Origin of the sequence: Cryobacterium sp. TMT1-62 (assembly GCF_004403145.1) — a bacterium.
GTDB classification, from domain to species: domain Bacteria; phylum Actinomycetota; class Actinomycetes; order Actinomycetales; family Microbacteriaceae; genus Cryobacterium; species Cryobacterium sandaracinum.
Genome location: NZ_SOGZ01000035.1, coordinates 36,652 through 62,337 on the forward strand (window position 1 = coordinate 36,652; position 25,686 = coordinate 62,337).

At 67.8% G+C, this 25,686-nt stretch carries 29 protein-coding genes and 1 tRNA gene; 17 read left to right on the plus strand and 13 right to left on the minus strand.

All coding sequences use genetic code 11. The features are described from left to right. The first annotated feature begins 67 nt into the window (after positions 1-67). Entirely contained in the window at positions 68-1,369 is a 1,302-nt protein-coding gene (locus tag E3T34_RS10515; protein ID WP_104100223.1) for a hypothetical protein, read from the plus strand. Here E3T34_RS10515 and E3T34_RS10520 read toward each other — a convergent pair. Beyond that, on the minus strand, positions 1,366-2,253 hold the full coding sequence (locus E3T34_RS10520; protein WP_241977390.1) for a hypothetical protein: 888 nt from the start codon (positions 2,251-2,253) through the stop codon (positions 1,366-1,368). The two genes, E3T34_RS10515 and E3T34_RS10520, sit on opposite strands and share 4 nt — an antisense overlap. A gap of 90 nt (positions 2,254-2,343) precedes the next feature. On the opposite strand from E3T34_RS10520, the gene E3T34_RS10525 reads away from it, so the two are divergent. Next, positions 2,344-2,637 carry a helix-turn-helix domain-containing protein gene (locus E3T34_RS10525; protein WP_104100222.1) on the plus strand — a complete coding sequence of 98 codons (294 nt, stop codon included), beginning with the start codon at positions 2,344-2,346 and terminating at the stop codon, positions 2,635-2,637. On the opposite strand, the gene E3T34_RS10530 is transcribed toward E3T34_RS10525, so the two are convergent. Genes E3T34_RS10530 through E3T34_RS10540 form a run of 3 tightly spaced genes read right to left on the minus strand, consistent with a single transcriptional unit; the run spans position 2,634 to position 4,919 of the window. Then, positions 2,634-3,380, minus strand: a complete 747-nt coding sequence (locus E3T34_RS10530; protein ID WP_104100221.1) for an ABC transporter ATP-binding protein — start codon at positions 3,378-3,380, stop codon at positions 2,634-2,636. The two genes, E3T34_RS10525 and E3T34_RS10530, sit on opposite strands and share 4 nt — an antisense overlap. Next, entirely contained in the window at positions 3,380-4,180 is an 801-nt protein-coding gene (locus tag E3T34_RS10535) for an ABC transporter permease (protein WP_233191298.1), read from the minus strand. Before E3T34_RS10535 ends, E3T34_RS10530 begins: the two co-directional genes overlap by 1 nt. Positions 4,181-4,226: 46 nt before the next feature. Next, positions 4,227-4,919 carry an NTP transferase domain-containing protein gene (locus E3T34_RS10540; RefSeq protein WP_134342956.1) on the minus strand — a complete coding sequence of 231 codons (693 nt, stop codon included), beginning with the start codon at positions 4,917-4,919 and terminating at the stop codon, positions 4,227-4,229. Between the two features lie 804 nt (positions 4,920-5,723). On the opposite strand from E3T34_RS10540, the gene E3T34_RS16540 reads away from it, so the two are divergent. From E3T34_RS16540 to E3T34_RS10555, 3 genes are all read left to right on the plus strand, one after another. After that, a complete protein-coding gene (locus E3T34_RS16540) occupies positions 5,724-6,899 on the plus strand; it encodes an ABC transporter ATP-binding protein (protein WP_241977391.1) in 1,176 nt (391 codons plus the stop codon). Then, positions 6,875-8,449, plus strand: a complete 1,575-nt coding sequence (locus E3T34_RS10550) for a PAM68 family protein (protein ID WP_241976694.1) — start codon at positions 6,875-6,877, stop codon at positions 8,447-8,449. Before E3T34_RS16540 ends, E3T34_RS10550 begins: the two co-directional genes overlap by 25 nt. Positions 8,450-8,626: 177 nt before the next feature. Further along, positions 8,627-8,917: a DUF3039 domain-containing protein gene (locus E3T34_RS10555; RefSeq protein ID WP_104100218.1), complete on the plus strand. Its 291-nt coding sequence runs from the start codon at positions 8,627-8,629 to the stop codon at positions 8,915-8,917. Positions 8,918-8,932: 15 nt separating this feature from the next. On the opposite strand, the gene E3T34_RS10560 is transcribed toward E3T34_RS10555, so the two are convergent. Both E3T34_RS10560 and E3T34_RS10565 read right to left on the minus strand, forming a co-directional pair. Further along, positions 8,933-10,255, minus strand: a complete 1,323-nt coding sequence (locus tag E3T34_RS10560; protein ID WP_104100217.1) for a nicotinate phosphoribosyltransferase — start codon at positions 10,253-10,255, stop codon at positions 8,933-8,935. Between the two features lie 52 nt (positions 10,256-10,307). Continuing rightward, entirely contained in the window at positions 10,308-11,540 is a 1,233-nt protein-coding gene (locus E3T34_RS10565; protein WP_198411977.1) for a beta-ketoacyl synthase, read from the minus strand. Between the two features lie 243 nt (positions 11,541-11,783). Between E3T34_RS10565 and murI the strand changes: the two genes are divergently transcribed. The 4 genes from murI to E3T34_RS10585 all read left to right on the plus strand — a co-directional run bounded on the left by murI (position 11,784) and on the right by E3T34_RS10585 (position 14,977). Beyond that, a complete protein-coding gene (gene murI / locus E3T34_RS10570; protein ID WP_104100215.1) occupies positions 11,784-12,647 on the plus strand; it encodes a glutamate racemase in 864 nt (287 codons plus the stop codon). Continuing rightward, complete coding sequence (gene rph / locus E3T34_RS10575; RefSeq protein WP_104100214.1) at positions 12,644-13,378, plus strand: ribonuclease PH; 735 nt, start codon at positions 12,644-12,646, stop codon at positions 13,376-13,378. Before murI ends, rph begins: the two co-directional genes overlap by 4 nt. Positions 13,379-13,382: 4 nt before the next feature. Continuing rightward, the gene (gene rdgB / locus E3T34_RS10580) at positions 13,383-13,973 is read left to right on the plus strand and encodes an RdgB/HAM1 family non-canonical purine NTP pyrophosphatase (protein WP_104100213.1); all 591 of its coding nucleotides are present in this window, start codon (positions 13,383-13,385) and stop codon (positions 13,971-13,973) included. Positions 13,974-14,065: 92 nt separating this feature from the next. Then, on the plus strand, positions 14,066-14,977 hold the full coding sequence (locus E3T34_RS10585) for a cation diffusion facilitator family transporter (protein ID WP_104100212.1): 912 nt from the start codon (positions 14,066-14,068) through the stop codon (positions 14,975-14,977). A gap of 82 nt (positions 14,978-15,059) precedes the next feature. On the opposite strand, the gene E3T34_RS10590 is transcribed toward E3T34_RS10585, so the two are convergent. The 3 genes from E3T34_RS10590 to E3T34_RS10600 form a co-directional block, all read right to left on the minus strand. Further along, the gene (locus tag E3T34_RS10590) at positions 15,060-15,824 is read right to left on the minus strand and encodes a DedA family protein (protein ID WP_370247015.1); all 765 of its coding nucleotides are present in this window, start codon (positions 15,822-15,824) and stop codon (positions 15,060-15,062) included. A gap of 109 nt (positions 15,825-15,933) precedes the next feature. Further along, complete coding sequence (locus tag E3T34_RS10595) at positions 15,934-16,617, minus strand: DedA family protein (protein WP_134342957.1); 684 nt, start codon at positions 16,615-16,617, stop codon at positions 15,934-15,936. Position 16,618: 1 nt separating this feature from the next. Continuing rightward, positions 16,619-16,700 (minus strand) — tRNA-Leu (locus E3T34_RS10600). Between the two features lie 186 nt (positions 16,701-16,886). On the opposite strand from E3T34_RS10600, the gene E3T34_RS10605 reads away from it, so the two are divergent. The 8 genes from E3T34_RS10605 to E3T34_RS10640 all read left to right on the plus strand — a co-directional run bounded on the left by E3T34_RS10605 (position 16,887) and on the right by E3T34_RS10640 (position 22,541). Beyond that, complete coding sequence (locus E3T34_RS10605) at positions 16,887-18,119, plus strand: CpaF family protein (protein WP_134342958.1); 1,233 nt, start codon at positions 16,887-16,889, stop codon at positions 18,117-18,119. Next, entirely contained in the window at positions 18,116-18,973 is an 858-nt protein-coding gene (locus tag E3T34_RS10610) for a type II secretion system F family protein (RefSeq protein WP_104100209.1), read from the plus strand. Before E3T34_RS10605 ends, E3T34_RS10610 begins: the two co-directional genes overlap by 4 nt. Further along, positions 18,970-19,908, plus strand: coding sequence for a type II secretion system F family protein (locus E3T34_RS10615; protein WP_134342965.1), 939 nt, complete (start codon positions 18,970-18,972; stop codon positions 19,906-19,908). Before E3T34_RS10610 ends, E3T34_RS10615 begins: the two co-directional genes overlap by 4 nt. 92 nt (positions 19,909-20,000) lie before the next feature. Continuing rightward, positions 20,001-20,189, plus strand: coding sequence for a hypothetical protein (locus E3T34_RS10620; protein WP_104100207.1), 189 nt, complete (start codon positions 20,001-20,003; stop codon positions 20,187-20,189). A gap of 6 nt (positions 20,190-20,195) precedes the next feature. Further along, entirely contained in the window at positions 20,196-20,606 is a 411-nt protein-coding gene (locus tag E3T34_RS10625) for a TadE family protein (protein ID WP_233191293.1), read from the plus strand. Between the two features lie 25 nt (positions 20,607-20,631). Further along, positions 20,632-21,075 carry a hypothetical protein gene (locus tag E3T34_RS10630; RefSeq protein ID WP_104171587.1) on the plus strand — a complete coding sequence of 148 codons (444 nt, stop codon included), beginning with the start codon at positions 20,632-20,634 and terminating at the stop codon, positions 21,073-21,075. Beyond that, a complete protein-coding gene (locus E3T34_RS10635; protein ID WP_134342959.1) occupies positions 21,072-21,614 on the plus strand; it encodes a pilus assembly protein TadG-related protein in 543 nt (180 codons plus the stop codon). Before E3T34_RS10630 ends, E3T34_RS10635 begins: the two co-directional genes overlap by 4 nt. Positions 21,615-21,656: 42 nt before the next feature. Next, positions 21,657-22,541 carry a DMT family transporter gene (locus tag E3T34_RS10640; protein WP_104100204.1) on the plus strand — a complete coding sequence of 295 codons (885 nt, stop codon included), beginning with the start codon at positions 21,657-21,659 and terminating at the stop codon, positions 22,539-22,541. Between the two features lie 179 nt (positions 22,542-22,720). Here E3T34_RS10640 and E3T34_RS10645 read toward each other — a convergent pair whose 3' ends face one another. The 4 genes from E3T34_RS10645 to E3T34_RS10660 form a co-directional block, all read right to left on the minus strand. Then, the gene (locus E3T34_RS10645; RefSeq protein ID WP_241976696.1) at positions 22,721-23,407 is read right to left on the minus strand and encodes a pentapeptide repeat-containing protein; all 687 of its coding nucleotides are present in this window, start codon (positions 23,405-23,407) and stop codon (positions 22,721-22,723) included. A gap of 2 nt (positions 23,408-23,409) precedes the next feature. Next, entirely contained in the window at positions 23,410-23,910 is a 501-nt protein-coding gene (locus E3T34_RS10650) for a nitroreductase family deazaflavin-dependent oxidoreductase (RefSeq protein ID WP_134342960.1), read from the minus strand. Positions 23,911-23,978: 68 nt separating this feature from the next. After that, a complete protein-coding gene (locus E3T34_RS10655) occupies positions 23,979-25,250 on the minus strand; it encodes an MFS transporter (protein WP_104100202.1) in 1,272 nt (423 codons plus the stop codon). A 114-nt stretch (positions 25,251-25,364) separates the two neighbouring features. Beyond that, positions 25,365-25,686 (minus strand): transposase (locus E3T34_RS10660; RefSeq protein WP_166785884.1); only part of this gene is annotated, 322 nt, incomplete at its 5' end.

Below are 25,686 nucleotides of genomic sequence, written 5' to 3' on the forward strand. Positions count from 1 at the left end.
CGTCGTCACGTCCCCTTCGGGGGGCCAGCGGCGCTCGGTCGAGTGGCATCGTCGGTACTCTTGACGGGTGGGTATTCAACGAGACGTCAGGCTTGGGCTCAAGCTGGTCAGGGACGTCACGGCGTCCCGCAAGGCACAGCGGCTGCTGAACGGGCGGCTGTCCACGCGTGAGCCGCTGCCCCGGAATCACTTCAAGATCGCGGTCTACTTCGCCGACGGCGACGTCAATCTGTACCAGATGCGGCAGTGGTACAAGCCGCTCGCGAAGCTCGCCGAGACCTGGCCCGTCCTGGTGCTGAGCCGCAGCGGGGCAGGTGCCCTGCCGCTGATCGATGAGTCCCCGCTCCCGGTTGCCTACGTTCGCCGGGTCGTCGACCTCGAGCAGGTGCTGGCCCAGCAGGACATCCGGATCGTGTTCTACGTGAACCAGAACACCCGCAACTTCCAAATGATGCGCTACGGGGGCCGCTGGCACGTTTTCATCAACCACGGTGAGAGCGACAAAATGTACATGGTCACGAACCAGATCAAGGCCTACGACTACGCCTTCGTCGCCGGCGACGCCGCGATCGCCCGTCTCGACAAGGTGCTTTGGGACTACGACTTCGACAAGCGCGCACTGAAGATCGGCCGCCCCCAGGCCGACTTCTACTCCGGCGCGACGCCGTTCGCCCCGGACGAGCGCCAGGTCATCCTCTACGCTCCGACCTGGGAAGGCGACCGGCCAGCCGCCGCCTACGGCTCGATCGCGTCCCACGGCGTTGCCCTGGTGACGTCACTGCTGGCCTCGGGCCGGCACCGCGTGATCTACCGCCCGCACCCCCGCAGCGGCGTGGTGAGCAGCGAGTACGGCGCGGCGAACAAGACCATCATCGCGGCCATCGCGACGGCGAATGCGCGCGATGCCTCGGCCCGGCACATCTACGACGCGAGCCCCGACCTGGGCTGGCAGTTGTCGGCAGCGGATGTCGCCATCGTCGACATCTCGGCGATGGTCTACGACCGTCTGGCCTCGGGCAAGGCCCTGATGGTGACCCGCCCGGTCGACCCGGCCGCTCAGATCGACTCAGGCGGCTATCTCTCCGACTGCGAGTGGCTGAACGTCGACGATGCGGGAAGTATCCTCGGCGTGCTCGACGATCTCACCCATGACAGCGAGGCCCATGACCGGCTCAAGATCTGGGTCGAGCGTTACTTCGGCGACACCGGTCCCGGAGTCGCCACGGAGCGTTTCCACGCCGCTGTGGCGCACCTGATGGACGAGTGGGAGCGCTTCGACACATCCCACCCGCAGGCCGTGAGCCTGGAAGTGGTCGAACCAGCCATCGACGCTCCGACGGACGAGGTCAGCGACGTCGAGAAGCTCTAGTCTGCACGGGGCGGTGTCGGCGTTGTCGGGTCCGGTGCTCCGGGCATCCGTCGCCGGGGGGACAGCCGGCCGGACAGGCCGGTCAGGGACAGCCGGGTGATCCCGGGGATGCGGCGGGCCGGCGATTCCCGAACGACGTTCCGCACCTGGGGGTCCAGTTCCTCGCGGAAACCGACCGGCGGCTGGCCGAACGCGAGCCGCGACGAGTGAACGACCCGCGAGCCCAGGATGTGGTTGCCCGCACCCCCGATGATGGCGCCCACACCGAACGGCAGGGCCTTGCCGATGAAGCTGGCGCCGCCCCTGGCGGCGAACTGCCGGATGAAGCTGCTCTTCAGCCGATCGGTCAGCGGTCCCATGATGGCCCGGGGAATGCTGGTCGTGATGAGTTCGCCCCAGTAAGCGGCGCGCGGCACGCCGGAGCCGGAGACCTGGCCGGCCAGCTGGCGCACCAGGTCTGAGCCTTCGCGGCCGAGCATCATCGTCATCACCAGAGCGCGTGCCCGCTCGGGGTCCTCGACCGTGATGCCATGCACTTCGCTCACCGACTGCGTGAACAGGGCGGTGGCCTCGAGGAACCCGGCCGTCTCCACGCCGGAGATGGCCAGGGTGACGGCGGTGCCGACCCCCGGGATGACCGCCGTCGCGCCGACCGCGGCACCCCCGGTGGTGACGGCGGCGAGGTAGCGCCGCTCCAGGATCCGGATGATCTCCACGGGCGACGCCTGTGGGGAACGGCGGCGCACGGAACGGATGTGCGCGAGCACGGCAGGACGGTGAATCGCCATCACGCGGTCGAAGCCCGTGACGATCCCGGTGGGGAGCTGGCCGCCTTTCGGCAGGCCACCCGTCTCGGAAATAATCGGCTTGGTTTTTTTGGCCATCAGAGTGCCCTCCGTCAGTGTCCCGATGAGTTTACGTGCCCCGGCTGGGTGCCACTGGCGGAAAACTCGGTGCGCGCCTATACAAGGAGAATGCCTGAGCCGAAGTCAGAAGCATCCCGAATCCTCGGTGTTCGCCTGCGTCGTCGGCGGCGCCAGCTGTCCCTCAATCAGGAGGCCGTCGCCCACCTGGCCGGCCTCAACGTGTCCAACTACGCGCGGATCGACCGGGGACTTGGCAACCCCACTTTCCATACCCTGATCCGGCTTGCCACAGTGCTCGGCATTGAGCCGGGCGATCTGATGACCGGGTTCAATTCCGCTCAACTGCCGCCCTCCCGGGACGGCCTGGAAGATCCGGATGCCGTGATGGCCTCGGCCCGTTAGGCCGGCTTGATCCCGTATTGCGAGTTGTAGAGCGCCAGCACCTCGGTGATGGGGGCATCCAGAACCAGCGCACCCTTGTCAAGGTAGAGGCCTCGGGTGCAGAAGCGCTTGAGGTCCCGCTCGTTGTGGGACACGAAGAACAGAGTTCGCCCACCGGCGAGCAGTTCCTCGATCCGCCGGTAGCACTTCTCCCGGAACGCCTTGTCGCCGACGGCGAGCACCTCGTCCACGAGCAGGATGGGCTCCTCGAGCCTGGAAATCACGGCGAACGCGATGCGCACCTTCATACCACTGGACAGGTGCTTGTAGGGCGTGTCGACGAAGTCGGCGATCTCCGCGAAGGCGATGATCTCGTCGAAGCGCGCCGCGATCTGCTTCTTCGTCATCCCGTGCAGGCCCGCGGTCAGGTAGACGTTCTCGCGCACAGTGAGGTCGTCCACGAAGCCACCCGTGATCTCGATCAGCGGGGCCACACCCTCGGTCACGCGTACCGAGCCCTCGTCGGGCAGCACGACGCCGGTGACCAGCTTCAACAGGGTCGACTTGCCCTGCCCGTTGCGGCCGACCACGCCGATCGCCTCGCCGCGCTGCACCGTGAACGCAACGTTCCGCAGCGCCCAGAATTCGTTCGGGCGGATGCGCCGCCTCCGGGCGGCGAACAGGTCCTTGAACGAGCGCCGACCGCGTCGATTGCGGCGGAAACGGATGCCGACACCCGTGAGGGTGATCACCGGTGCCGACACTAGATCTCCTTCAGGACGGCGCGCTCGGTGCGCGTGAAGACAACCAGGCCGGCGACAAGAAAGAGGACCGACATCAGCGCGCTGATCAGCACGAGATTCCAATCGAGCTGCTCGGGGAAGAACGCGGCCCGGTACAGGCTGAACAGGCCGCTGAGCGGATTGAAGCCGGCCCAGAACTGCAGTTCCGTGGGCAGGTCCGCGGTGCCATAGATGATCGGCGATGCGTAGAACAGGAAGCGGAGGATGAGCTTCACGGCCCGCTCAAGGTCGCGGAAGAAGACCACGAGGGGAGCGACGATCAGCCCGATCCCTGCGGTCAGGATCGTCTGAAGCAGGATCGCGAGGGCGAAGAGGGCCGCACCCGCGCTGAGTTCAGCCCCGGAGATGAGTGCGAACAGCAGAAGCACCGGGATGGACGCCACAAACTCGATGCCCTTGGACAGCACGAGCCGGTTCACCCAGATCGTGCGGGGTATTCGGGTGGACCGAATCAGCTTCGCTTCGCGCAGGAACGCGCGCGTGCAGTCGGACACGGTGCCGTTGAACCACATCCACGGCAGCAGCGCCGACAGCAGGAAGACGATGTACGGTTCGTTGCCCACCGTGCGCTGGAAAACCTGGGTGAAGACGAACCAGTAGATACCGGCCATGACCAAAGGGTCGAGAATCGACCAGAAGTAACCGAGCAGCGACGTTGAGTAGCGCACCCGCAGATCCCGCTGCGTGAGCAACCAGAGGGAATGACGGTACCTGGCGAAAGACGTGCGCTGCTCAGGGCGCACTTCCGCATATCTACTCACGCGCTCTATCGTAGGGGCGCGGCGCGCGCCCCCGCGAAAGGCGCCGCTAGACGAAGAGGTTCGCCCGTTCGAGATCCTCGGCGAAGTCGACCTCGACCGCGTAGAAATCGGAGATGTCGAGAGGCTCGACCAACAGGTTGTTCTTCTCGATCGCGAGTTCGATGCCGCGCTCGAAGTAGTCCTGGTCGGCGACCTTCGTCAGGTGGTGGACCAGTACAGCCTTGTACGCGCTGGAAATGAAGTTGATGCCCACTGCCTCGCCCAACCCGCCCTTGACAGTCTTGGAGAGTTCTTTGATGTAGCCCTCGGCGCTGGTCGTGTACTTGACCTCCTCGTCGGACACCTTGGAGGTGTTGACGGTGACGAAGGACTGGTCGCGAGCGACCATCGCGGCAGCGCGGTCGAGAATGGCCGGGTCGAAGACGACGTCACCGTTCATCCAGAGCACACCGCCGGTGGTGGACGCCTGGAGAGCGCGCAGAAGGCTCTTCGAGGTGTTGGTCTGGTCATACTCTTCGTTGTAAACGAAGGATGCCTGCGGGAAGGCCTCGATGATGTGCTCGAGCTTGTAACCGACCACGATGGTAACTTTCGCCTTCTTGCCGAAGGCGTGCGCGATGTTGTCGAACTGCTGCTGCATGATTGTTCGACCGTCGTTGAGTTCGGTGAGCGGCTTCGGAAGCGAACGTCCGAGTCTGCTGCCCATACCTGCTGCCAAAATGACTACCTGGGTGGTCACGATTGTCTCCTCAAAAAAGAATTCGAGTGACCGAGACTCCCTCAGATTCAGATCGAGTTTGTCTAGGGTTCACTTGTACGTTCACGTATAGACACACCGTTATGCCAACTCGAGAGTACCCTACGCCCTCGGTTGGGGGGAAGAGCGGACTCCTTTCCGTGTTGCTTTCGTGACCCGGGCGCCCGTGGCTGGGCAGCGCCTGACTGTGTTTTCGGGTGACCCCCGAAGCCTGCGATGTCAGACGGTCCTTGGTAGGTTAGCGAGGTGACTCCAGCGCCCCCGACATCCGAGCCCGACGAGCAGAAGGTGCCCTCTTCTGCGCTAGATTCTGCTGAAACACAGGCCACGACGCCGGCTGTTGTGCGCACCGTCCCGGTGCGCAAGGCCCCTGTCCCCAAGGCGCCGCCGCGCACGAAGGCTACCCCCCGTGTGGCCGCCGGGCGACCGAGTACGGCCCGCGCAAAAGCGGCTGCAGAAGCGAGGGAGGGCACCCCCGGGGCGCCCCTTCCGAAGAAACCCGCGGCCAGGGCCAGCCCAAAGCCCGCACCGAGACCGGGCCCGAAAAGGCCCGTCGCAGCGCCGGAGTCTGACTCTGAAGGCACGTCGCCGACGGCCGACGCCCCGACACTCGCCTCTCCTCCCATCACCGCGGCTCGCACGACGTCGGCTCGCACGACGTCAGTACGGGCCACGGCCGCGCGCACGGCGGCGGCGAAATCTGAGTCCGTCGCGAAAACCGGCGCGGCCCGGTCCAGTGCGGCCAAGGCCAGCGCAGCGCGGGCTGCGGCCATCCGGGCGGCGACCTTGGCTGCGGCCGCGGCCGCGGCCGCCGTCGCCGAACCTGACGCGAGGTCAGTCGAACCTGTCTCTGAGCCTCTCACCACTGACTCTGAGAGTGTCGAACCTGACGCGGAGCCCGCCACGCAGGTTCTGCCGGAGTTCATCCCGTCGCCGGGCGAGGAGGCCGAGCCGGTCCTGGTCACCGCGCTGTCCGTGCCCCAGCCATTCGCTGCCGACGCATCCGCTGCCGACGCATCCGGTGCCGACGCATCCGTGTCGGCAGGCATCGAACTGGTGCCCGTACCGGTGCAGCTGCCTGGGTCCGCCGAAACGGAGCTGCTGCCTGCCGCCGCCCCCGCTGCCGCGGAACCGCCCGTCGTGAAACGGGCCTCCCGCAAGCGCGCCCCGGTGATTGCGCCGACTGCGCTCGATCTCGCCCCGCCGGTTGTGCTCGCGGTCAGCGGTCTGCACAAGAGCTTTGGCCGGACCGTGGCGGTATCGGGCATAGACCTCGAGGTTCGCGCGGGGTCGTTCTTCGGGATCGTCGGGCCCAACGGCGCCGGCAAGACCACGACGCTCTCCATGGTCACCGGGCTGCTCCGGCCGGATGCGGGCACCGTCACGGTGAACGGCATCGACGTCTGGGGGAGCCCGATGGCCGCCAAGCGCATCATCGGCGTTCTGCCTGATCGACTGCGCCTGTTCGACCGCCTGACCGGAGCCCAGCTGCTCTATTATTCCGGGGTGCTCCGGGGTCTCGACGACGTCACCGTGCGGCAGCGCGCGGCCGACCTGGCAACCGCCTTCGGCCTCGAAGACGCGCTTAATCGCCTCGTCGCCGACTACTCGGCCGGCATGACGAAAAAGATCGCACTCGCCTGCGCGATGATCCATTCGCCGCGACTGCTCGTGCTCGATGAGCCGTTCGAGTCCGTCGACCCGGTCTCCGCCGTCAACGTCACGGAGATCCTGCAGAAATACGTCGCCAGCGGTGGAACGGTCGTGCTGTCGAGCCACGGAATGGATCTGATCCAGCGCGTCTGCGATCGTGTCGCCATCATCGTGGAGGGTGCGGTGCTGGCCTCCGGCACCATCGACGAGGTTCGCGGCGAGAAAACGCTCGAGGAACGGTTCATCGAGCTGGCCGGTGGACGCAAGGTGGCGGAGGGCATGGAGTGGTTGCACAGTTTCTCGGACTGAAAGTCCGCCTGCTCGCCAATCTGTTCCGGCGCAGCCCCTGGCAGGTCGCCGGCATCGTGATCGGCCTGCTCTACGGCCTCGCCCTGGCCGTCGGCCTCTTCGTAGTGCTCGTCGGGCTGCGCTTCACGGGAGATCCCGTCGCCATTCGCGACGGCCTGGTCGTCGCTGGATCACTCGTCGTGCTCGGCTTCCTGCTGTTCCCGCTGGTCTTCGGGATCGACGACACCATGGACCCGCGCAAATTCGCGACCATGGGCATCCCTAGCCGGAGGCTTTCATTCGGTCTGGCGCTGTCCTCTCTGGTCGGGGTGCCCGCGTTCGTGCTCTCGGTCGTACTGCTCGGCACGGTCGTGACCTGGTCCCGCGGCCTCTTAGTGACGGTGCTCGCCCTCGCCTCCGCCACCCTGCTGCTGGCCACCTGCATGCTCGTGTCCCGGGTGAGCACGTCGCTGGGGGCGTTCCTGCTGGCAACGCGTCGATCCCGGGAATTCACCGGAATCATCGGGGTGCTTCTTCTGGTGATGATCGCCCCCGTCGTGCTTCTGGCGCTCAACTTCGATTGGGGTCGCTACGGCCTCGACCTGATCGGCGGGCTGGCGGGCATCCTCGGCTGGACGCCCCTCGGTGCGGCCTGGGCCGTTCCCGGGGATGCCTCCACCGGGCTCTGGGGTGCGGCCGTGCTCAAGCTCTCGATGGCCGCGGCAACGACGTACCTGCTGTGGCTGGCCTGGCAGGGACTGGTGGCACGGATGCTCGTCACGCCCGGCCGCGAGGCTCAGGCCCGCCAGTACGGCGGGCTCGGGTGGTTCGACAGCATGCCGCACACTCCGATGGGTGCGATTGCGGCCCGTAGCCTCACCTACTGGCGCCGCGACTCCCGGTACTGGATGTCGGTGATCGTCATCCCGGTCATTCCACTGATCGTCATCTTGCCGTTGTCGTTCGCGGGGTTGCCGATCTCCTACCTCGCTCTTCTGGCGGTGCCGTTGATGAGTGTGTTCCTGGGCTGGACCCTGCACAACGACGTCGCCCTGGACCACACCGCGGTCTGGCTGCACGTGGCTTCCGGCACCCGCGGATTCGAGGACCGGATGGGCCGGTTGGTTCCCGCACTCTTCGTGGGGATCCCGATGATCGCGGCGGGGTCGGCGATCAGCGTGTCGGTCTACGGCGACTGGGCGGTGATGCCGTCCATCCTGGGGGTGAGCACCAGCATCCTGCTGACCGGGCTCGGGCTCTCGAGTTATTCATCGGCGCGCTTCCCCTATCCGGCGACCAAGCCGGGAGACAGCCCTTTCGCTCAGCCTCAGGCGTCGGACACGGCGGCCGCGCTGATCCAGTCGTTCACCTTTGCGGGGTCGATCCTGCTTTCGCTCCCGGCTCTCGCCTGCGCGCTGCTCGGCGTCTTCGTCGACCCGGTCTGGAACATTCCGGCGCTCGTGCTGGGCGTCGCCAGCGGACTGATCACGCTCGTGGGCGGGGTCTTTCTGGGTTCGCTCGCGTTCGAACGGCGCGGGCCGGAGATGATCGCCTCCGCCGTGCGGGCCTAGGCGTCCTGACGTTCGCGTGGCGCGCGTGCTGCGCCGCTGCGCCGCTGCGCCGCCGGCACGCCACGCGCGGAGGGGCGCAGCTCCCGCGCGACTCGCTCGCGGTATCCTCCGGGCTCCGGCTCGCGGGCAGGATCGGCAGGCCTGCCGGTGTGCCCGCGGGTTGTTTAGACTGAGTGCATGACTGATCACTTTCGCGCGAGCATCGCAGAACCCGGAAACCCCGGCAGCGGCGGCGGCACCTCGACGCTCGACCGTGAGCTCGAGCAACTCCTCAACCAGGAGCACATCGAGCCGGGCGACCACGAGCGTTTTTCGCATTACGTGCCCAAAGACAAGATTCTCGAATCGGCTATTTCCGGCAAGCCGGTGCGCGCCCTCTGCGGCAAGAAGTGGCTGCCCGGACGCGACCCGGAGAAGTTCCCGGTCTGCCCGGCCTGCAAGGCCATCTACGAGAAGATGAAGGCCTGACCTGCCGGTTGAGCGCTACCGGTACAGGGTCGGGATGACGGGGTCGCCGCGCCCGAGGCGGAAGGCCTCGATCGGCAATTCCTGCATGACGGCTGCGTGGTGCGCGCGGGCGCGGGTCGTGCCGGCCGCCCCGAGGTAACTTTCGTCGATCACGCCGTCGGTGATCAGAGGCACCAGCAGCACGCGGTCCCGGCCCGAAGGCTCTGCGGGCGGAGTGGAGTCGGCCGGATCCTCGCCGATCAGGACGACCTCGGCGCGCGCGATCCCGGCGGAGTCGAGCCGGCGCACGGCCCGCTTTCGGCCGCCGACCGAGCTCTTCGCGGGTGAGGTCTTGGCGACGGGCACCCAGTCTCCGGCGTCGTCGCGGTGCGCGACGAGTTTGTAGACCATCCCGGCGGCGGGGGAGCCCGAACCGGTCACCACCGATGTGCCCACGCCGAAGGCGTCCACGGGCGACGCGGACAGGGCGGCGATGGAGAACTCGTCGAGGTCGCTGGTGACGGTGATGTGCGTGTTGACGGCACCGAGCGAGTCCAGTTGGCTGCGGGCCTCCGCCACCCTGGTCGGCAGGTCGCCGGAGTCGATCCGGATCGACCCGAGCGCCGGTCCGGCCACCCTGACGGCCAGTTCGATGCCCGCGGCGACGTCGAAGGTGTCCACGAGCAGAGTGGTGGCCGGTCCGAAGGCCGCGATCTGGGCACGGAAGGCGTCTTCCTCGCTGTCGTGCAGGAGAGTGAAGGAGTGGGCGGCGGTGCCCATGGTGGGCACGCCCCAGCTGCGGCCGGCCTCCAGGTTGCTGGTCGAGGCGAAACCGGCTATGTAGGCGGCCCGGGCGGCGGCGACCCCGGAGTACTCGCCAGTGCGGCGCGAACCCATTTCGGCGAGGGGGCGGCCCAGGCTGACCGAGACCATCCGTGCGGCCGCGCTGGCGACGGAGCTGTCGTAGTTGAGCACGCTGAGAATCAGGGTTTCGAGGATGACGCATTCGGCGAAGGTGCCGTCCACCGTGATCAGGGGCGAGCCCGGGAAGTAGGCCTCGCCTTCCCGGTAGCCCCAGATGGTGCCGCGGAAGGCGTAGTCGGCGAGCCAGGCGATGGTGGGCTCGCGCACCACACGGTTGTCTCTCAGCCAGGTGAGTTCGGCATCCGTGAACCGGAAGGCCCGGATGAGATCGAGCAGCCGCCCGGTGCCGGCCACGATGCCGTAGCGGCGGCCGGAGGGGAGGTGCCGGGCGAAGGCCTCGAACTGGCACTCTCGTGCGGCGGTTCCACTTTGGATCGCGGCGTCCACCATGGTGAGTTCGTACCGGTCGGTGCGGAATGCTGAGGTTTCGGTCACCCGGAAAGCTTATCCGCCCGGCCCGATACGTGTTCTTGTCGGAGCAGAAGGCCTACAGCGCCCCGAAGGCGACGATGCAGTTCTGCCCGCCGAAGCCGAACGCATTCGCCAGGGCGAACTTCACCGGCTTCTCCCGGGCGACCCGGGGCACGTAGTCGAGCGTGCAATCCGGGTCCGGGGTCGTGTAGTTGATGGTGGGCGGGATGATGCCGGTTCGGACCGACAGGGCGCAGAGCAGGCCGGAGAGGGCACCCGCGGCGCCGATCATGTGGCCGGTCATCGACTTGGGGGCGGTGACGGCGATGGAATCGGCAGCGTGCCCGAGTGCCTGGCGTATCGCCGAGGTCTCGGCCCGGTCGTTGGCTTGGGTGGACGTGCCGTGGGCGCAGATCATGTCGATGTCGCTCGGGTTCAACTTCGACTTGATGAGTGCGCGGGTCATGGCCAGGCTCGCGAACTTGCCGGTGGGTTCGGGCGCGACGATGCTGTGGCCGTCGCTGGTGAGGGCGCCGCCCAGCACCTCCGCGTAGATCTGGGCGCCGCGGGCTCGGGCGTGGGAGAGCAGCTCCATCACGAAGATGACCGCTCCCTCACCGAAGACGAGTCCGTTGCGGTCGGCGTCGAACGGCCGAGAGGCCTCGGCCGGGGAATCGTTGTTCTTGGAGGCCGCGTGCATGGCGTTCAGGCCCGCGAACATGACGGGCGTGATCGCAGCCTCGACCCCGCCGGCGATGACGACGTCGGCGTCACCCATGACGAGCATGGTGCGTGCCTCGAGGAGTGCGTAGGCTCCGCTGGCGCAGGCAAGGGCACTCGCGTTGACCGGTCCGTGGACGCCGAGGTCGATCGCGATCTCGCAGGCGGCCATGTTCAACAGGGCGGAGGGCACGAAGCGCGGCGGGATGCGCCGGGAGTCGCCGGAGTTGACGAGCTCGGTGGCTTCCTGGATCTCCGCGAAGCCGCTCACGGCGCTGTTGACGACGACCGCCGTGTCGATGCCTTCCATGGAGGCGCCGAAACCGGCGTCAGCCACCGCCTCGCGGGCTGCGGCGATCGCGAGCTGCGAGGCTCGGGATGCGCGCTTGACCTGCTTCACGGTCATCCGCTCGGCCGGAATGAAGTTCTTCACCTCGCCGGCGATCTGCGTCGGCAGACCGGCGGGATCGAATTGGGTGATCCGGGCTACGCCGCTGCGGCCGCCGGTGAGACCCGACCACGTGTCGCGCCAATTGTTGCCCAGGGGCGTCAAGGCGCCCAGCCCGGTGATTACGACTCGATCATTCACGGCGATCATCTCCTCAAACAACGAATGTGACGTCATTCTGTTGCGGCGTCCGTCGGTTGGCGGGAGCCATATTCCGAGTGTAGTTACGGCCATATTCCCCGAATGGAACGTGCTGACGCTACCGGGGCGAGACTGGGAACATGCCGTCAATCTTCCTGTCCGAGAGGTGATCTCCGGCCGCGCCGGACCGGGTGCCGCGCGTACACGGGTGGGGGTCAGGGATTCCGACTAGGCTCGACTGTCGTGACGGATGCACCGATTGGAATCTTTGATTCCGGAGTGGGCGGCCTGACTGTCGCCCGGGCAATCAAGGATCAACTGCCGAATGAATCGATCCTCTATATCGGAGACACTGCGCATTCTCCTTATGGCCCGAAGAGGATCGCGGATGTGCGCGGTTTCGCCCTTGACGTTCTCGACGACCTGATTGCCCAAGATGTGAAAATGCTGGTCATCGCCTGCAACACCGCTTCGGCCGCGATGCTCCGGGATGCCCGTGAGCGCTACAGCGTTCCCGTGGTCGAGGTCATCCAACCGGCCGTGCGCCGTGCCGTGCGCACCACCCGCAACAACCGGGTCGGCGTGATCGGAACACTGGGCACAGTCAAATCGCGCGCCTACGACGACGCGTTCGCCGCGGCCACCGACATCCAGCTCCTGACGCAGGCCTGCCCACGGTTCGTCGAATTCGTCGAGGCGGGAATCACCACGGGCGACGAACTACTGTCGGTCGCCGAAGGCTATCTCGCCCCGCTGCGGGCCGCGGAAGTCGACACGCTCGTTCTCGGATGCACGCACTACCCCTTCCTGCGCGGTGCCATCTCCTACGTGATGGGGGACACCGTGACCCTCGTCTCCAGCGACACTGAGACGGCCAACGACGTGTACCGGCTGCTGGTGAGCCAGGGCCTGGAACGCACCGAGCAGGCGCCACCCAGCTACCGGTACGAGGCCACCGGCGACAGCGCCGACGATTTTCTGCACCTGGCTCACCGGCTGATCGGGCCGGAAATCGGTCGTGTCGACCTGGTCGAGACCGGGTCCTTCAGTTTGAGCGAGCTTGCCGAGTTCGCCGCATCGCATCCCAACCCCAAGGAGACCCCGTGACCGACACCGTGCGCGTAGACGGACGAACGAACGACCAGCTGCGCCCCGTCACGATCGAGCGCGGTTGGAGCGACCAGGCCGAAGGGTCGGCCCTGATCTCGTTCGGGCGCACCAAGGTGCTCTGCACGGCCTCGTTCACCAACGGCGTACCTCGCTGGATGGCCGGCAAGGGCAAGGGCTGGGTCACGGCCGAGTACTCCATGCTGCCGCGCTCCACCGACTCTCGGATGGACCGCGAATCGGTCAGGGGCCGCATCGGCGGGCGCACCCACGAGATCAGCCGCCTGGTCGGACGCAGCCTGCGCGCCGTGGTCGACATGAAAGCGCTCGGCGAGAACACCATTGTGTTGGACTGCGACGTGCTCCAGGCCGATGGCGGTACCCGCACCGCGGCCATCACGGGAGCCTACGTGGCCCTGGCCGACGCCCTCGAGTGGGGCAGGGAGAAGAAGTTCCTCAGCCAGAAGGCCCAGCCTCTGATCGACAGCGTCGCGGCCATCTCCGTGGGCATCGTCGGCGGTGAGTCCATGCTCGACCTTGCCTACACCGAAGACTCCCGTGCCGAGACCGACATGAACGTGGTCGTAACCGGCCGCGGCCTCTTCGTGGAGGTGCAGGGCACGGCCGAGGCCGCGCCGTTCGACCGCACCGAACTTAATTCTCTGCTCGACCTGGCGCTGGCCGGGACGATCTCCCTGACCGAGTTCCAGACGACGGCGCTGGGGCGCTAGGGCCATGCAGGTCGTTCTCGCCACCCACAACCAGCACAAGGTCGAGGAGCTGCGGCGCATCCTCGCCCCCCGGCTCCCCGACCTCGACGTGCTGGCCTACGACGGCCCCGAGCCGGTCGAAGACGGCGTCACCTTCGCCGAGAACGCTCTGATCAAGGCGCGCGCCGCCGCCGCGCACACCGGTCTGCCGGCCATCGCCGACGACTCCGGCATCTGCGTGAACGTCCTCGGCGGTTCACCCGGCATCTTCTCGGCCCGCTGGGCCGGGCCCGCCCGGGACTCCGACCAGAACCTGCAGCTGCTGCTCTGGCAGTTGGGCGATGTGGCCGCCGAGCACCGCGGCGGACACTTCACCTGCGTCGCCGCGCTGGCCATGCCCGACGGCACGGAGTGGCACGTGACCGGGGAATGGCTCGGGCAGATCCTGACCGAGCCGAGCGGCGCCGGCGGCTTCGGCTACGACCCGATCTTCCTGCCCGACGGCTATGCGATCTCCGCCGCCGAGCTGACCCCGAACGTGAAGAACGAGCACAGCCACCGGGCGAGGGCCTTCGGCAAGCTGATTCCGGTGCTGGAGACGCTGCTGGAAGCCTGACCGGCGCATCCGTCTCGACTGCTGAGAACGGCACTCATTCCCAACTGACGGCTGAACTGGCGGCCGGGTGCCCGCGGCCCTAGCGTGGAGGCATGGGCCATGATCACGCGCACACCTCGCAGACGAACCGTGCGCGTCTGTCGGTGGCGATCGGGATTGTCGCCGCGGTGCTCGTGGTGGAGGTCGTCGGCGCCTGGCTGACCGGTTCCCTGGCCCTGCTGGCGGATGCCGGCCACATGTTCTCCGACCTCGCGGGTCTGATCATCGCTCTGACGGCCACCGTGGTGGCCGCGCGGCCGGCTACCGACCGGCAGACGTTCGGTTACCAACGGGCCGAGGTGTTCGGCGCCCTGCTGAACGGGCTCATCCTGGTGGGGGTTGCCATCGCCGTCGTGATCGGCGCCGTCGGCCGACTGGTCGACGCCGGCGGCAGCGAGGTGCGGGCAACTCCCATGCTGGTCGTGGCCGTGATCGGCCTCTTGGCCAACGTTGCGGCCCTGCTCCTGCTGCGCCCGGCGGCCGAGTCGTCGATCAATATGCGCGGCGCTTACCTCGAGGTGCTCGGGGACACCCTGGGCTCAGTGGCGGTCATCGCCGCGGCCGGGGTCATCCTGGTGACGGGCTTTGTACAGGCCGATGCGATCGCGTCGCTGGTCATCGCCGGCATGATCGCGCCCCGAGCCCTCGTGCTGCTGCGCGACGTGGTGCGGGTGCTGAGCGAATCGGTGCCGGCCGCAACGGATGTCGCAGAGATCCGACGGCACCTGCTGGAAACGAACGGCGTGGTGGCGGTGCACGATGTGCACGTGTGGATGATCACCTCCGGAGCCCACGTCTTCAGTGCCCACGTCGTGGTCGAACCTGTGGTGCTCGGCTCGGGTGGCTCCGGCGCACTTCTCGATGAGCTTTCCGCGTGTCTGGCCGACCATTTCGATGTGGACCACTCGACGTTCCAGCTCGAGCCGGCCGAGCACGCGGCGCACGAGGAGAACCCGCACCGGTAGCGTGACCCGCCGGGAGCAGCCCGGACTGTGTTGAGCCCGACTGTGTTGAGCCCGGACTGTGTTGAGTCCGACTGCGTTGAGCTCAGAGGTCGTGCTTGTGCTCGTCGTGCGTGTGCTTGTGGATGTCCTCGAAGGCGTCGGCGTCGAGGACGAGGCTTCCGGTTTGGATGGTCCGTCCGGTGCGCGCGTCCCGGCGGGCTCTGGACGCGGACTGTAGGTAGTGGAAGACGGTGGGGATGAGCGTGATGAAGACCGCGGCCAGCAAGATGATGTCGATGTAGTTCTGAACGAAATCTGCGACTGGCGGGATGTAGCCCAGGAAGAAGCCGAAGTAGGTGAGGCCGGTGCCCCAGAGGAGGGCGCCGATCAGGTTGTACAGCGAGTACTTGCGGTAGTCCATGTGGCCGACGCCGGCCGCGACCGGGGCGAAGGTGCGCACGATCGGCACGAAGCGGGCCACGATGACGGCCACGCCGCCGAAGCGAACGAAGAACGCGTTCGTGCGCTCGACGTTCTTGATGCTGAACAAACCGGATTCTTTGCGCTCGAAGACCCTGGGCCCGAACTTGTGCCCGATCAGATAGCCGACTTCTCCGCCGAAAAAGGCCGAGAATCCGATGGCCAGGGCCACCCACCAGATGTCGATCTGGATGACCCCGGCAAAGGTCAGCAGGCCGGTGATGACCAGCAGGGTGTCGCCGGGAAGCAAAAACCCCACCAGCAGGCCGGTCTCGGCGAAGACGATCGCGCAGACGCCCAGGAGGGCCCAGGGTCCGAACCCGTTGATCAGGACTTCCGGGTCGAGCCAGGGGATGACTGCCGTGGGAAGCAGGGCTGTATGAATCACTAAGAAACTCCTGTGGGCGTCGGTCAGATCGGCCGGGCGGCGGGATCACTGTGTGCTCTGTTATAGGCTAACGCGGTTTTCCGACAGTGCGCCGTGGGCTCGCAGTGGGTCAGGGAGCCTGGACCACTGTCGGGTCGTCGGGGAGCGCGCTGCGGGCATCCAGCCGGTTCTGGGCGCGATCCATCAGCAGGGTGCGCATGCCGAAGATGATTGAGGCGGTGATGAAGACCCCGGCGATGACATAGGCGGTGCTCTTCACGCCAGGGATGGCGGCCGCGTAGTAGCCGGTCAGAGTAAGACCCACGCCCCAGGCCAGGGCTCCGACCAGATTGCTGGTCAGGAACGTGTAGTAGTTCATGCGGCCGACGCCGGCGATCACGGGCACGAAGACGCGGCCCCATGGCATGAACCGGGCGACGACCACTGACCACCAGCCGTACTTGCGGTAGAAGGTCTCCGTCTTGGCGATGGCCGTGCGGGTGTGGCGGCCGCCGTGGCGGTCCAGGTAGGAGCGGCCGAAGTGGCGCCCGAGCAGGAAACCGACCTGGTCACCCAGGAACGCGGCGATGCCGGTTCCGACGGCCAGAACGGCGATGCTCAGGCTCGGCGTGGATGCAGCCACCAGGCCGGAGCCGAAAAGCAGGGAGTCGCCGGTGATGAACGGGATGAAGACCCCAAGGAACACCGCCGTTCCGGCGAAGACCAGGGCCCAAACGAGCAGGTAGAACAGAACGACGCTGGTACTCTCCAGCAGTTTGTTCAATTGGCCGTCCAGGGCCGAGATGTGACTCATGTGCGGGAGAGGGGACTTGAACCCCCACGCTCGAAAGCACAGGAACCTAAATCCTGCGTGTCTGCCAATTTCACCACTCCCGCGAAGTGCGCTTCCAGTGTACTTCGAGGGAGAGCCCCGCCCGTGAGCGTTGGCCACCTCTCTGGACCGGGCACCGGGGCCACCGCACTGTCGCATCGCCGCACGGGTCGGCCAGATCTGCACGTCTCCGGGCGCGTGGCTGTGGATAAGTCGGGCGTGGTCGGCGAGGGATGGGCGATCATGCAGGAATGAGCGAAGCCGTGCGCATCATCACCGAGCAGGTTCGCACTCGGGTGCGTCGCGACGGCGTCGACCTGGCGTCGAACTCCGGGCTCGCCGAGCAGTACGTGCGCGACGAGGTGCAGCGCTACGCCGAGCGGGCGCTCGGCAACTCCCTGCCGCTGATCGCCGACGAGCGCCAGGCGGCGCGCGAGGTCGTGGCCTCACTGACCGGGTTCGGGGCGCTGCAACCGTTCCTCGACGATCCCGGCATCGAGGAAATCTGGATCAACGCGCCCAGCCGGGTGTTCGTGGCCCGCGACGGGGTGCCCGAGCTGACCACCATGGTGCTCACCGCGCGGGAGGTGCGCGATCTGGTCGAGCGGATGCTGCAGGCCTCCGGCCGCCGCGTCGACCTCTCCTCCCCGTTCGTCGATGCCTCTCTGCCCGACGGGTCGCGGTTACACGTGGTCATCCCGGATATCACGCGCCAGCACTGGGCGGTCAATATTCGCAAGTTCACCCGGCGCATCCGCGACCTGAACCAGCTGGTCGGGCTCGGGTCGCTCACGCAGCAATCGTCCGAGTTTCTGCGCATGTGCGTGCTGGCCGGGCAGAACATCCTCGTCTCCGGTGCCACCCAGACCGGCAAGACCACCATGCTCAACGCCCTGCTCTCGGCCACGCGCAAGAACGAGCGCATCGTGACGGTGGAGGAGACGTTCGAACTCGACCTGGCCGCGCGCGACGTCGTGGCGATGCAGTGCCGCCAGCCGAGCCTCGAGGGAACCGGGGAGATCACCCTGCGCCGCCTGATCAAGGAGTCGCTGCGGATGCGCCCCGACCGGCTGATCGTCGGCGAGGTGCGCGAAGCCGAGAGTCTCGACCTGCTCATCGCCCTGAACAGCGGGCTGCCGGGCATGTGTTCGATCCATGCCAACAGTGCCCGGGATGCGCTCGGCAAATTGTCCACGCTGCCGCTTCTGGCGGGCCGCAACATCGACTCCTCGTTCGTGCTGCCGACCGTGGCCGGCTGCATCGACATCGTCGTGCACTGCGAGATCGACCGGAACGGACGGCGCCGGGTGACGGAGATCCTTGCGCCGAGCGGCCAACTGTCAGGGGCGATGATCGAGGCCAGCCCGATCTTCCTGGCCCAGCGGGGCGCCCTTGAGCCGACCGGGGGGTATCCGACGAAGCTGGCCAAGTTCCACGCGGCCGGACTCGACCCGGCCATCGTGCTGCGGGCCGGGGCCGTATGACGCTCGCACTCGGGGCTCTGCTCGGCACCGGGCTGCTCCTGGTCGCCGCGCCGTTCCTCTGGCCGCGCACCAGGGGCAAGGCCCGGTCCCGCACGCCGGGACGGCTGCGGGCGAACCTCGCCCAGGCCGGACTCGGCAGCCTGCCGCTGCCGGCCTTCGTCGCCCTCTCGGTGGTGCTGGGGCTGGCGGTGTCGGCGCTGAGCCAGGCCCTCCTGGGCATCGCTGCCCTGTCGATCGTCACCGCGCTCGCCGGGCTGTCGCTGCCGACGCTGATGGTCGTCTGGCGGGTGCGCGCCCGGCGGCGGGCGAACCGCGCCGTCTGGCCCGACGTCGTTGACCACCTGGTGTCAGCGGTGCGGTCGGGCCTGGCACTGCCGGACAGCGTCGGCAGCCTGGCAGGGGCTGGCCCGCTGTCGACGCGGCCCGCCTTCGCCGAGTTCGCCCGGGAATATCAAGCGACCGGCAACTTCGGTTCCGCCGTCGACGGGCTCAAGGTCTCCCTGGGTGACCCGGTGGCCGACCGCATCCTGGAGACGCTGCGCATGGCCCGGGAGGTAGGCGGCAGCGACCTCACGGTCGTGCTGCGCAGCCTCGCGGCCTGGCTCCGGCAGGATGCCGCCATCCGCTCGGAGGTCGAGGCGCGCCAGTCCTGGATCGTCAACGCGGCGCGGCTGGGCGTGGCCGCGCCCTGGATCGTGCTGCTGCTCCTGGCCTCCCGGCCGGAGGCGGCGGTTGCCTACAACACCTCCGCCGGTGTCGTCGTGATCGTCGGCGGCCTCGGCGTCTCCGTGGTTGCCTACCGCCTGATGGTGGCGCTGGGACGGCTGCCAGAGGAACGCCGGTGGTTCAAATGAGCGCCGCGCAGGCCTGGGCGCTGTTCTGCGGCACCGCGTTGGGCGTGGGGCTCTGGTCGCTCGCCAGCTTGGTGCCTCGGCTGAGTCGGCCGCGCCTCGCGCAGAGGCTGGCGCCGTACATCCTCGACGTGTCGGCGGAGGCGCGGCTATTCGTGGGGCGCACGACGGTGCATCCGTTGCCGGTGCTCGGCACCCTGTTCGCGCCCGTGTTCGGCGCCCTCAAACGAGCGTTCGGCGCCGTTCTCGGCGGCACGGAGACGATCGCCCGACGGCTCCGGCAGTCGGGGTCGGTCCGCGGCACCGACGAGTATCGATCGGAGCAGGTGGTGTGGGCGCTCGCTGGACTCTTCGTCGGGGCAGGTGCGGTGGTTGCCCTGCCGGCGTTTCGGTCGATGCCGGTGCTGGTGCAGGTCGTTCTGCCGGTGGTCGCCGCGGCGGGCGGCGCGCTGGTCCGCGATTGGATGCTCGGCCGCACCGCCACCGCCCGCCTCGCGCGCATGCAGAGCGAGGTTCCGACCGTCCTCGAGTTCATGACGCTGTCTCTGTCGGCGGGGGAGGGCATCCTGGATGCGCTCGCCCGGGTCTCGCGCACGAGCACGGGCGAATTGTCGCGGGAGCTGGCGGGGGTGGTGGCGGATGTGCGCACCGGGGTGCCGCTCGCCACCGCCCTGCACGCGTTGTCACGTCGGATCGCGCTGCCTGCGGTGACCCGGCTGGTCGATCAGGTCACGGGTGCGCTCGACCGGGGAACCCCGCTCGCGGAGGTGCTGCGCGCCCAGGCGCAGGATGCCCGCGACGAGGCCAAACGCGAACTGATCGAGGTGGCCGGCAAGAAAGAGGTGGCCATGCTCGTGCCGCTCGTTTTCCTGATTCTGCCCATGACGATCCTGTTCGCGATCTTCCCCGGCCTGTTCATCCTGCAGAGCGGATTCTGAACCACTGAACCACTGAACCACTGCCGCACTGAACCACTGAACCACTGCCGCACGAGAGAACCACTGTCCCCACGAGAGAAAGTGAGTCAATCATGAAGACACTGCAGCGACGTGTGCGCGACCGGTGGAGCGATGCCGGGGGCGATGAACGAGGCGACGTTCCGGGATGGGTGCTCATCACCCTGATGACGGCCGGGCTGGTCATGATCATCTGGGGTCTGGCCGGTCCGGCGTTGAGCGGCGTGTTCCAACAGGCGATCGACCGGGTCAGCGGAATGTGACCGGCCGTGACGCGCACGCGGGGGAACCGAACCCGATCGCTCGGTGGTGAGGAGGGGTCGGCGGCCGCCGAATTCGTGATGGTCGGCGCACTGCTGACCGCGCTGACGCTCGGCGTCATGCAGCTGGGGCTGACCCTGCTCGTGCGCAACACCGTGCTTGACGCCGCCGCCGAGGGAGCCCGGTACGCCGCGCTCGCTGACAGCGGGCTGGGTGAGGGTGCGGCACGCACCCGCGAGCTGATCACGACGTCGATCGGGCCCGCGTATGCAACCGATGTGGAGGCCAGCTATGGGGACTATGGCGGGTTCCCGAGCGTGCAGGTGCGCGTCGTGGCGCCGCTGCCGCTGCTGGCCCTGTTCGGCGTCGATCGCGGGCTGGAGGTGGTCGGACATGCGGCGGTCGAGACCCTGCGGTAGTGGGGGCCGAGTCAGCCGTTGGCGTGTGTGGTCGGCGAACGGAGAGCAGGGTTCGGCCTCGCTGGAGTTCATCACGGCCGGCCTGATCCTGCTGGCGCCGCTCGTCTACCTGGTGTTGGCGATGGCGGCGCTGCAGGGCGGCGCCCTCGCCGTGGAGGGAGCAGCCCGCCAGGCCGCACGCGTCTACGTCCAGGCGCCCGATGAGGCCGCGGCGAACGCCCGCGCCGAGCGGGCCGTGCAGTTCGGGCTCACGGACTACGGCATCGACCCTGCGGGTGCCGAGGTAAACGTGGCCTGCGAGGCCGGTGTGAACGGATGCCTGACCCGGCAGAGTACAGTCACGGTCACCGTGCGCATCCGGGTGGCCTTGCCGCTGCTGCCGGACCTCCTCTCACTGCGCGACTCGGCCAGTGTTCCCCTGGAGGCCCAGGCCACGCAGACGGTGTCCCGCTTCTGGCGGGCCGGATGAGCGGCGGCGGCGGAGGCTCGGCGGTCGCCTGCGCGGCAGCGCTCGCGGGCACGCCATCGGGATCGCGGGCGGCGCGGTGGCGGCGCCGGCTGCCGATCCGGCCCGGAGGCGAGAAGGGATCGACGCTCATCCTCACGATCTTCTACGGCTTCCTCGCCCTGCTGCTGATCCTCGTCGTCGTGGCCGCGACCTCTCTGTACCTGGAGCGCAAACGCCTGCTGACCCTCGCGGACGGCGCTGCGCTCGCCGGGGCCGAGGCGTTCGACCTGGGCGCGATGGCCGTCACGGTCGACGGCTCGGGCGCGGAGTTGCGACCCTCCCTGTCGTCTGCTGGAGTGCGGACGGCCGTGGAAGAGTTTCTCGCAGCCACCCCGGATGGCCGGATGGAGGGACTGAGGGTGAGCGGTGCGGCATCCGTCGACGGGCAAAGCGCCACGGTTTCACTGAGTGCCTATTGGCGTCCGCCGGTGCTGGCCGTGCTGCTGCCGGCCGGGGTGCCGCTGGAGGTCACGGCGGTGGCGCGCTCGGTGTTCCGCTAGCGTTAGCGAAACGCGCCTGACCCGGCGCAGGGGAGGAGAACCGTGACGGCCGAGCGCGACCGCCTGACCGGTGCCGGCGCCCAGGTCGTGACCGAGGTGAGCATCAACTTCGGGTCGTCCCTCGCCGGTCTGGCCATTCCGCTCGTCGGCTCGCCCGTCGTCGTCGCAGTGCGGCAGCTGGTGATGGCCGCCACGGTGCTGCCCTTTTACCGGCCAAAACTGGCCGGCCTCAGCTGGCGTCGGCTGTGGCCGGCGCTGGCGCTCGGTGTCGTGCTCGCGGTGATGAACCTCACCTTCTACGAGGCTGTCGACCTGCTCGGGCTCGGCATCGCGGCCACGATCGAGTTCCTCGGTCCGTTTGCTCTGGCGCTGGCCTCGTCGCGCCGCCTGCTCGACTTCGTCTACGCCACCGCGGCGGCCGGTGGGGTGTTCCTGCTCACCTGGTCTGACGGGGCACTCAATCTGCTCGGCATCCTCTTCGCCCTGACCGCGGCGGCGTCATGGGCGGCCTACATTCTGCTGACCCGCAAGGTGGCCGTGACCTTCCCCGGGCTTGAGGGCATTTCCGTGGCCAGCGTCGTCAGCCTGACTTTGCTGGTGCCGTTCGCGCTGCTCACGGTCGACTGGCCGAGCCTCAATTGGGGCGTGATCGGGCTGCTGCTCGCCATCGGCGTGCTCTCGTCGGCGTTCCCGTACACGCTGGACACCTTCATCTTGCGCCGCATCACCCCGCGCCTCTACGCGATCATCACCAGCTTCGGCCCCGTGATCGCGGCGCTGTTCGGCGCGCTGGTACTGGGGGAGACCTTCCTGGTGCAGCAGCAGATCGCCATCCTTGTGGTGTGCGTGGCGGCCGGCGCGGCCATCGCCAGCCAGCGCGAAACGTCGAAATCCGAACTCGAGATCATCGCGGGCGCGATTCCCTGATCGGGCGCGATTCCCCGGCCGGGCGCGATTCTCCGATCGGGCGCGTGCGGGCATCCGTCGCCGGCTGCCCGGCGTTGAACCAATTCGACGGAGATATTGTCTCAAAGGCCTGTTTTCAGCGGGTCTGGGGCTGATTTCGGCAAAATCTCCGTCGAATTCGTTAGGGGCGGGCTATCTGCTCAGCGCCCGCGGCTCGGGGACTGACTCGGCTCGGTGACGATGATGCCGAGGTGTGCGGCGAAAACGGGCGCAAGCAGGCTGAGCTGGGCGTCATCGATGGTGGCGCCGCGCAGCCCCTCAAGCCCGTGGATGGCACTGAAGTCGCTCGAGCGTAGGTCGGCGTCCTTGAGGGTGGCACGGGTCACATCGAGGGTGCCGACGCGGCAGTCGCGCATCTCGAAGCGCTGCACGGTGGCGCTTCCGAGGTCGAGCTCCTCGATGATGCACTTGGAGAGCAGCACATTGGTCAGCGTCGCCCCGCGCAGGTTCACGAAGTCGAGCTTGGACTCGTCGATGTGCACCGAGCGCAGGGTGGCCTCGTAGAGCTCGAGCGACCCGAGCCGGGAGTGCTCCACCCTGACGTCCCGCCAGCTCGAGCGGGGCGCGCAGAAGACGGCCGCGTGCAGCTCGCCGGCCACGCAGTCGGCGACGGATGCCCCGCGCAACTGCGTGTCGCTGAGGGAGACTCCGCGCAGCTCGCACTCCTGGAAGCCGATGCCGGTCAGGTCCCGGCCGGACAGGTCGCATGCGCTGAAGCGCTCGGCCTCCCGGCTGTCACCGGCGCGGAGGTCGCTGCCGTCGGAGTCGGTCAGGCCGGCCAACACGATTCGGTCGATTCGGGGACCGCGGGTATTCGCGCGTGCCACCGTCAGGAGACGGGAGCAGCCGCGGCGGCAGTCGTAGTGGCGGGAGCGCCGGCAGCGGGAGCGGCGGGGGGAACCGCTTCCAGCACGAACACCGGGATGACCCGGTCGGTCTTTTTTTCGTAGTCGGCGTAGTCGGGGAACGCGGCCACGGCCCGCTCCCACCACGCAGCGCGTTCGGTGCCGGTGACCTCGCGGGCCAGCATGTCCTGACGGCTGGGGCCATCCTGCAGCTCGATGAGAGGGTGGGCCACCACATTGCCGTACCAGACGGGGTTCTTCGGGCTGCCGCCGAGGGAGGCGATGGCGGCGTAGGCACCCTCGTGCTCCACGCGCATCAGCGGGGTCTTGCGCAGCTTGCCCGACTTGGCCCCGAGGGTGGTGAGCACGATGACGGGCATCCCGCGCAGGGTGGTGCCTTCCGTGCCTCCGGAGCTTTCGTACAGGTCGACCTGGTCGCGCACCCACTGCTGGGTGCCGGGCTCGTATTCTCCGATGAGGGGCATACGACCATTAAACGCCCTCGGTCGGACTCCCATTCCCCCGGATTCAGCGCGTTGGGGCCGAGGCAGCGTCAGGGACGCATGCGCGGCCGGCGAGGCGCGTAGCGGGGGATGTAGCGGCCCAGAATCACGGCGCCGAACAGTCCGAACACTCCCATCACGACGCTGGCAATCGAGATGGTGGCGACCGCGGTCAGGCCGGCCACGGCCAGGGGGGCGACGGCCCCGCCCAGGTCGGCGGTGAAGCGCCATGCGCCCAGGAACGGTGCCGGGCTGTTGTTTTTCGGGGCCAGGTCGGCGCCGAGCGTCATCAGGAGGCCACTGCCGATGCCGTTGGCGAGCGACAGGATCATGGCCACGGCGACGAACCACTCCACGTTGCCGGGCAAGTCGTGTGTGAACGCGAGAATGAGGTGCCCGGCACCCAGGCCGATCATCGACGGGATGGCGGTCCACAGGCGGCCGAAACGGTCCATGATCTGGCCACTGACGTAGAAGAGGGCGAAGTCGACCGCGCCGGCGATGCCGATGATGAGGGCGATGTCGGGGACGCTGATGCCGATGCTGACCGCCCAGAGCGGGAGCAGCACCGTGCGGGAGGCGCGCATCGCCCCGATCAGGCCCGCGCCCGTGCCAAGGCGCAGGAGCACAGCTCGGTGGCCCCAGATGGTGCGGAACAGCCCCTGGGATTCCTCGGCCGCGAGCTCCCGCCCGGCCGGCATGACAGATCCGTCGGGCGCCTTCACCAGTTGCGGGCCACCGAAAGTGCTCTCGGGATCGGGCAGCAGGAGCAGCATCGCGGCCGCGCCGAGGCAACAGACCACGAACACCCAGAACACCGACTCGGTGCTGTCGGTGAGGCTGAGCAGGGCGGCGGCGATGAACGGGCCGATGAACCAGCCGGCGCGGAAGATGCCGCCGAGGGTCGACAGCGCCCGGGCCCGGTAGGCCAGAGGCACGTAGCTGGTCATGAACGCGTGGCGGGCCAGGGCGAACACGGCGGTGGCCAGGCCGATCAGGAAGATGCCGATGCCCAGCACGAGCGGGTTGGGAGCGACGATGCAGATCAGGACGGCGATGATCGTGAGCAAGGATGCCCAGATCATGGCGTTGCGCTCCCCGATGAGGGAGACCACCCAGCCGCTGGGGATGTCCCCGGCCAGTTCACCCACCATAATCATGGCGGCGATGAACCCTGCGATCGCGAGTGTGGCACCCAGGTCGTTGGCCACGATCGGGATCAGCGGGATGATCGCGCCCTCGCCGATCGAGAACAGGAGGGTCGGCAGGAACGCGGCGAGTGCGACGGAACGCATCTGGAAGGGGCGGTCGGCGTTACTCATGGCTTGTCGATGTTATCCCCGGGCGGGTGTTGGTGTTTCGAGTCCGCACCCTTACGGCAGCTTCGACCCGAACGAATTCGACGGAGATTCTGGCTCTCCTGCTGCTTCTGTGGGTTAATCCCGGCCGGGGAGTGCGGGTTTGTGGCCGCCGAGGCTGAGCATGGCGAGGGCGATGAGGGCGTCGGGTGATTTGAAGCCGAAGGCGATTCGGGTGAGTAGTCGGATCTTGGTATTGACGGATTCGATGCGGCCGTTGGAGAGGCCGTGCTCGATCGATGCAAGGATCGCGGCCCGGTGCTTGACGATGGAGCGTTGAAGTTTCACGAACGACGGGATCCGGCTGCGGCGGGCCCATCCGACCCACTTGTCCAGGGCCTCGGCGGCTTCGTCGCGGGGCAGCTTGAAGACCAGCCGGAGGCCTTCTTTGAGGTAGTAG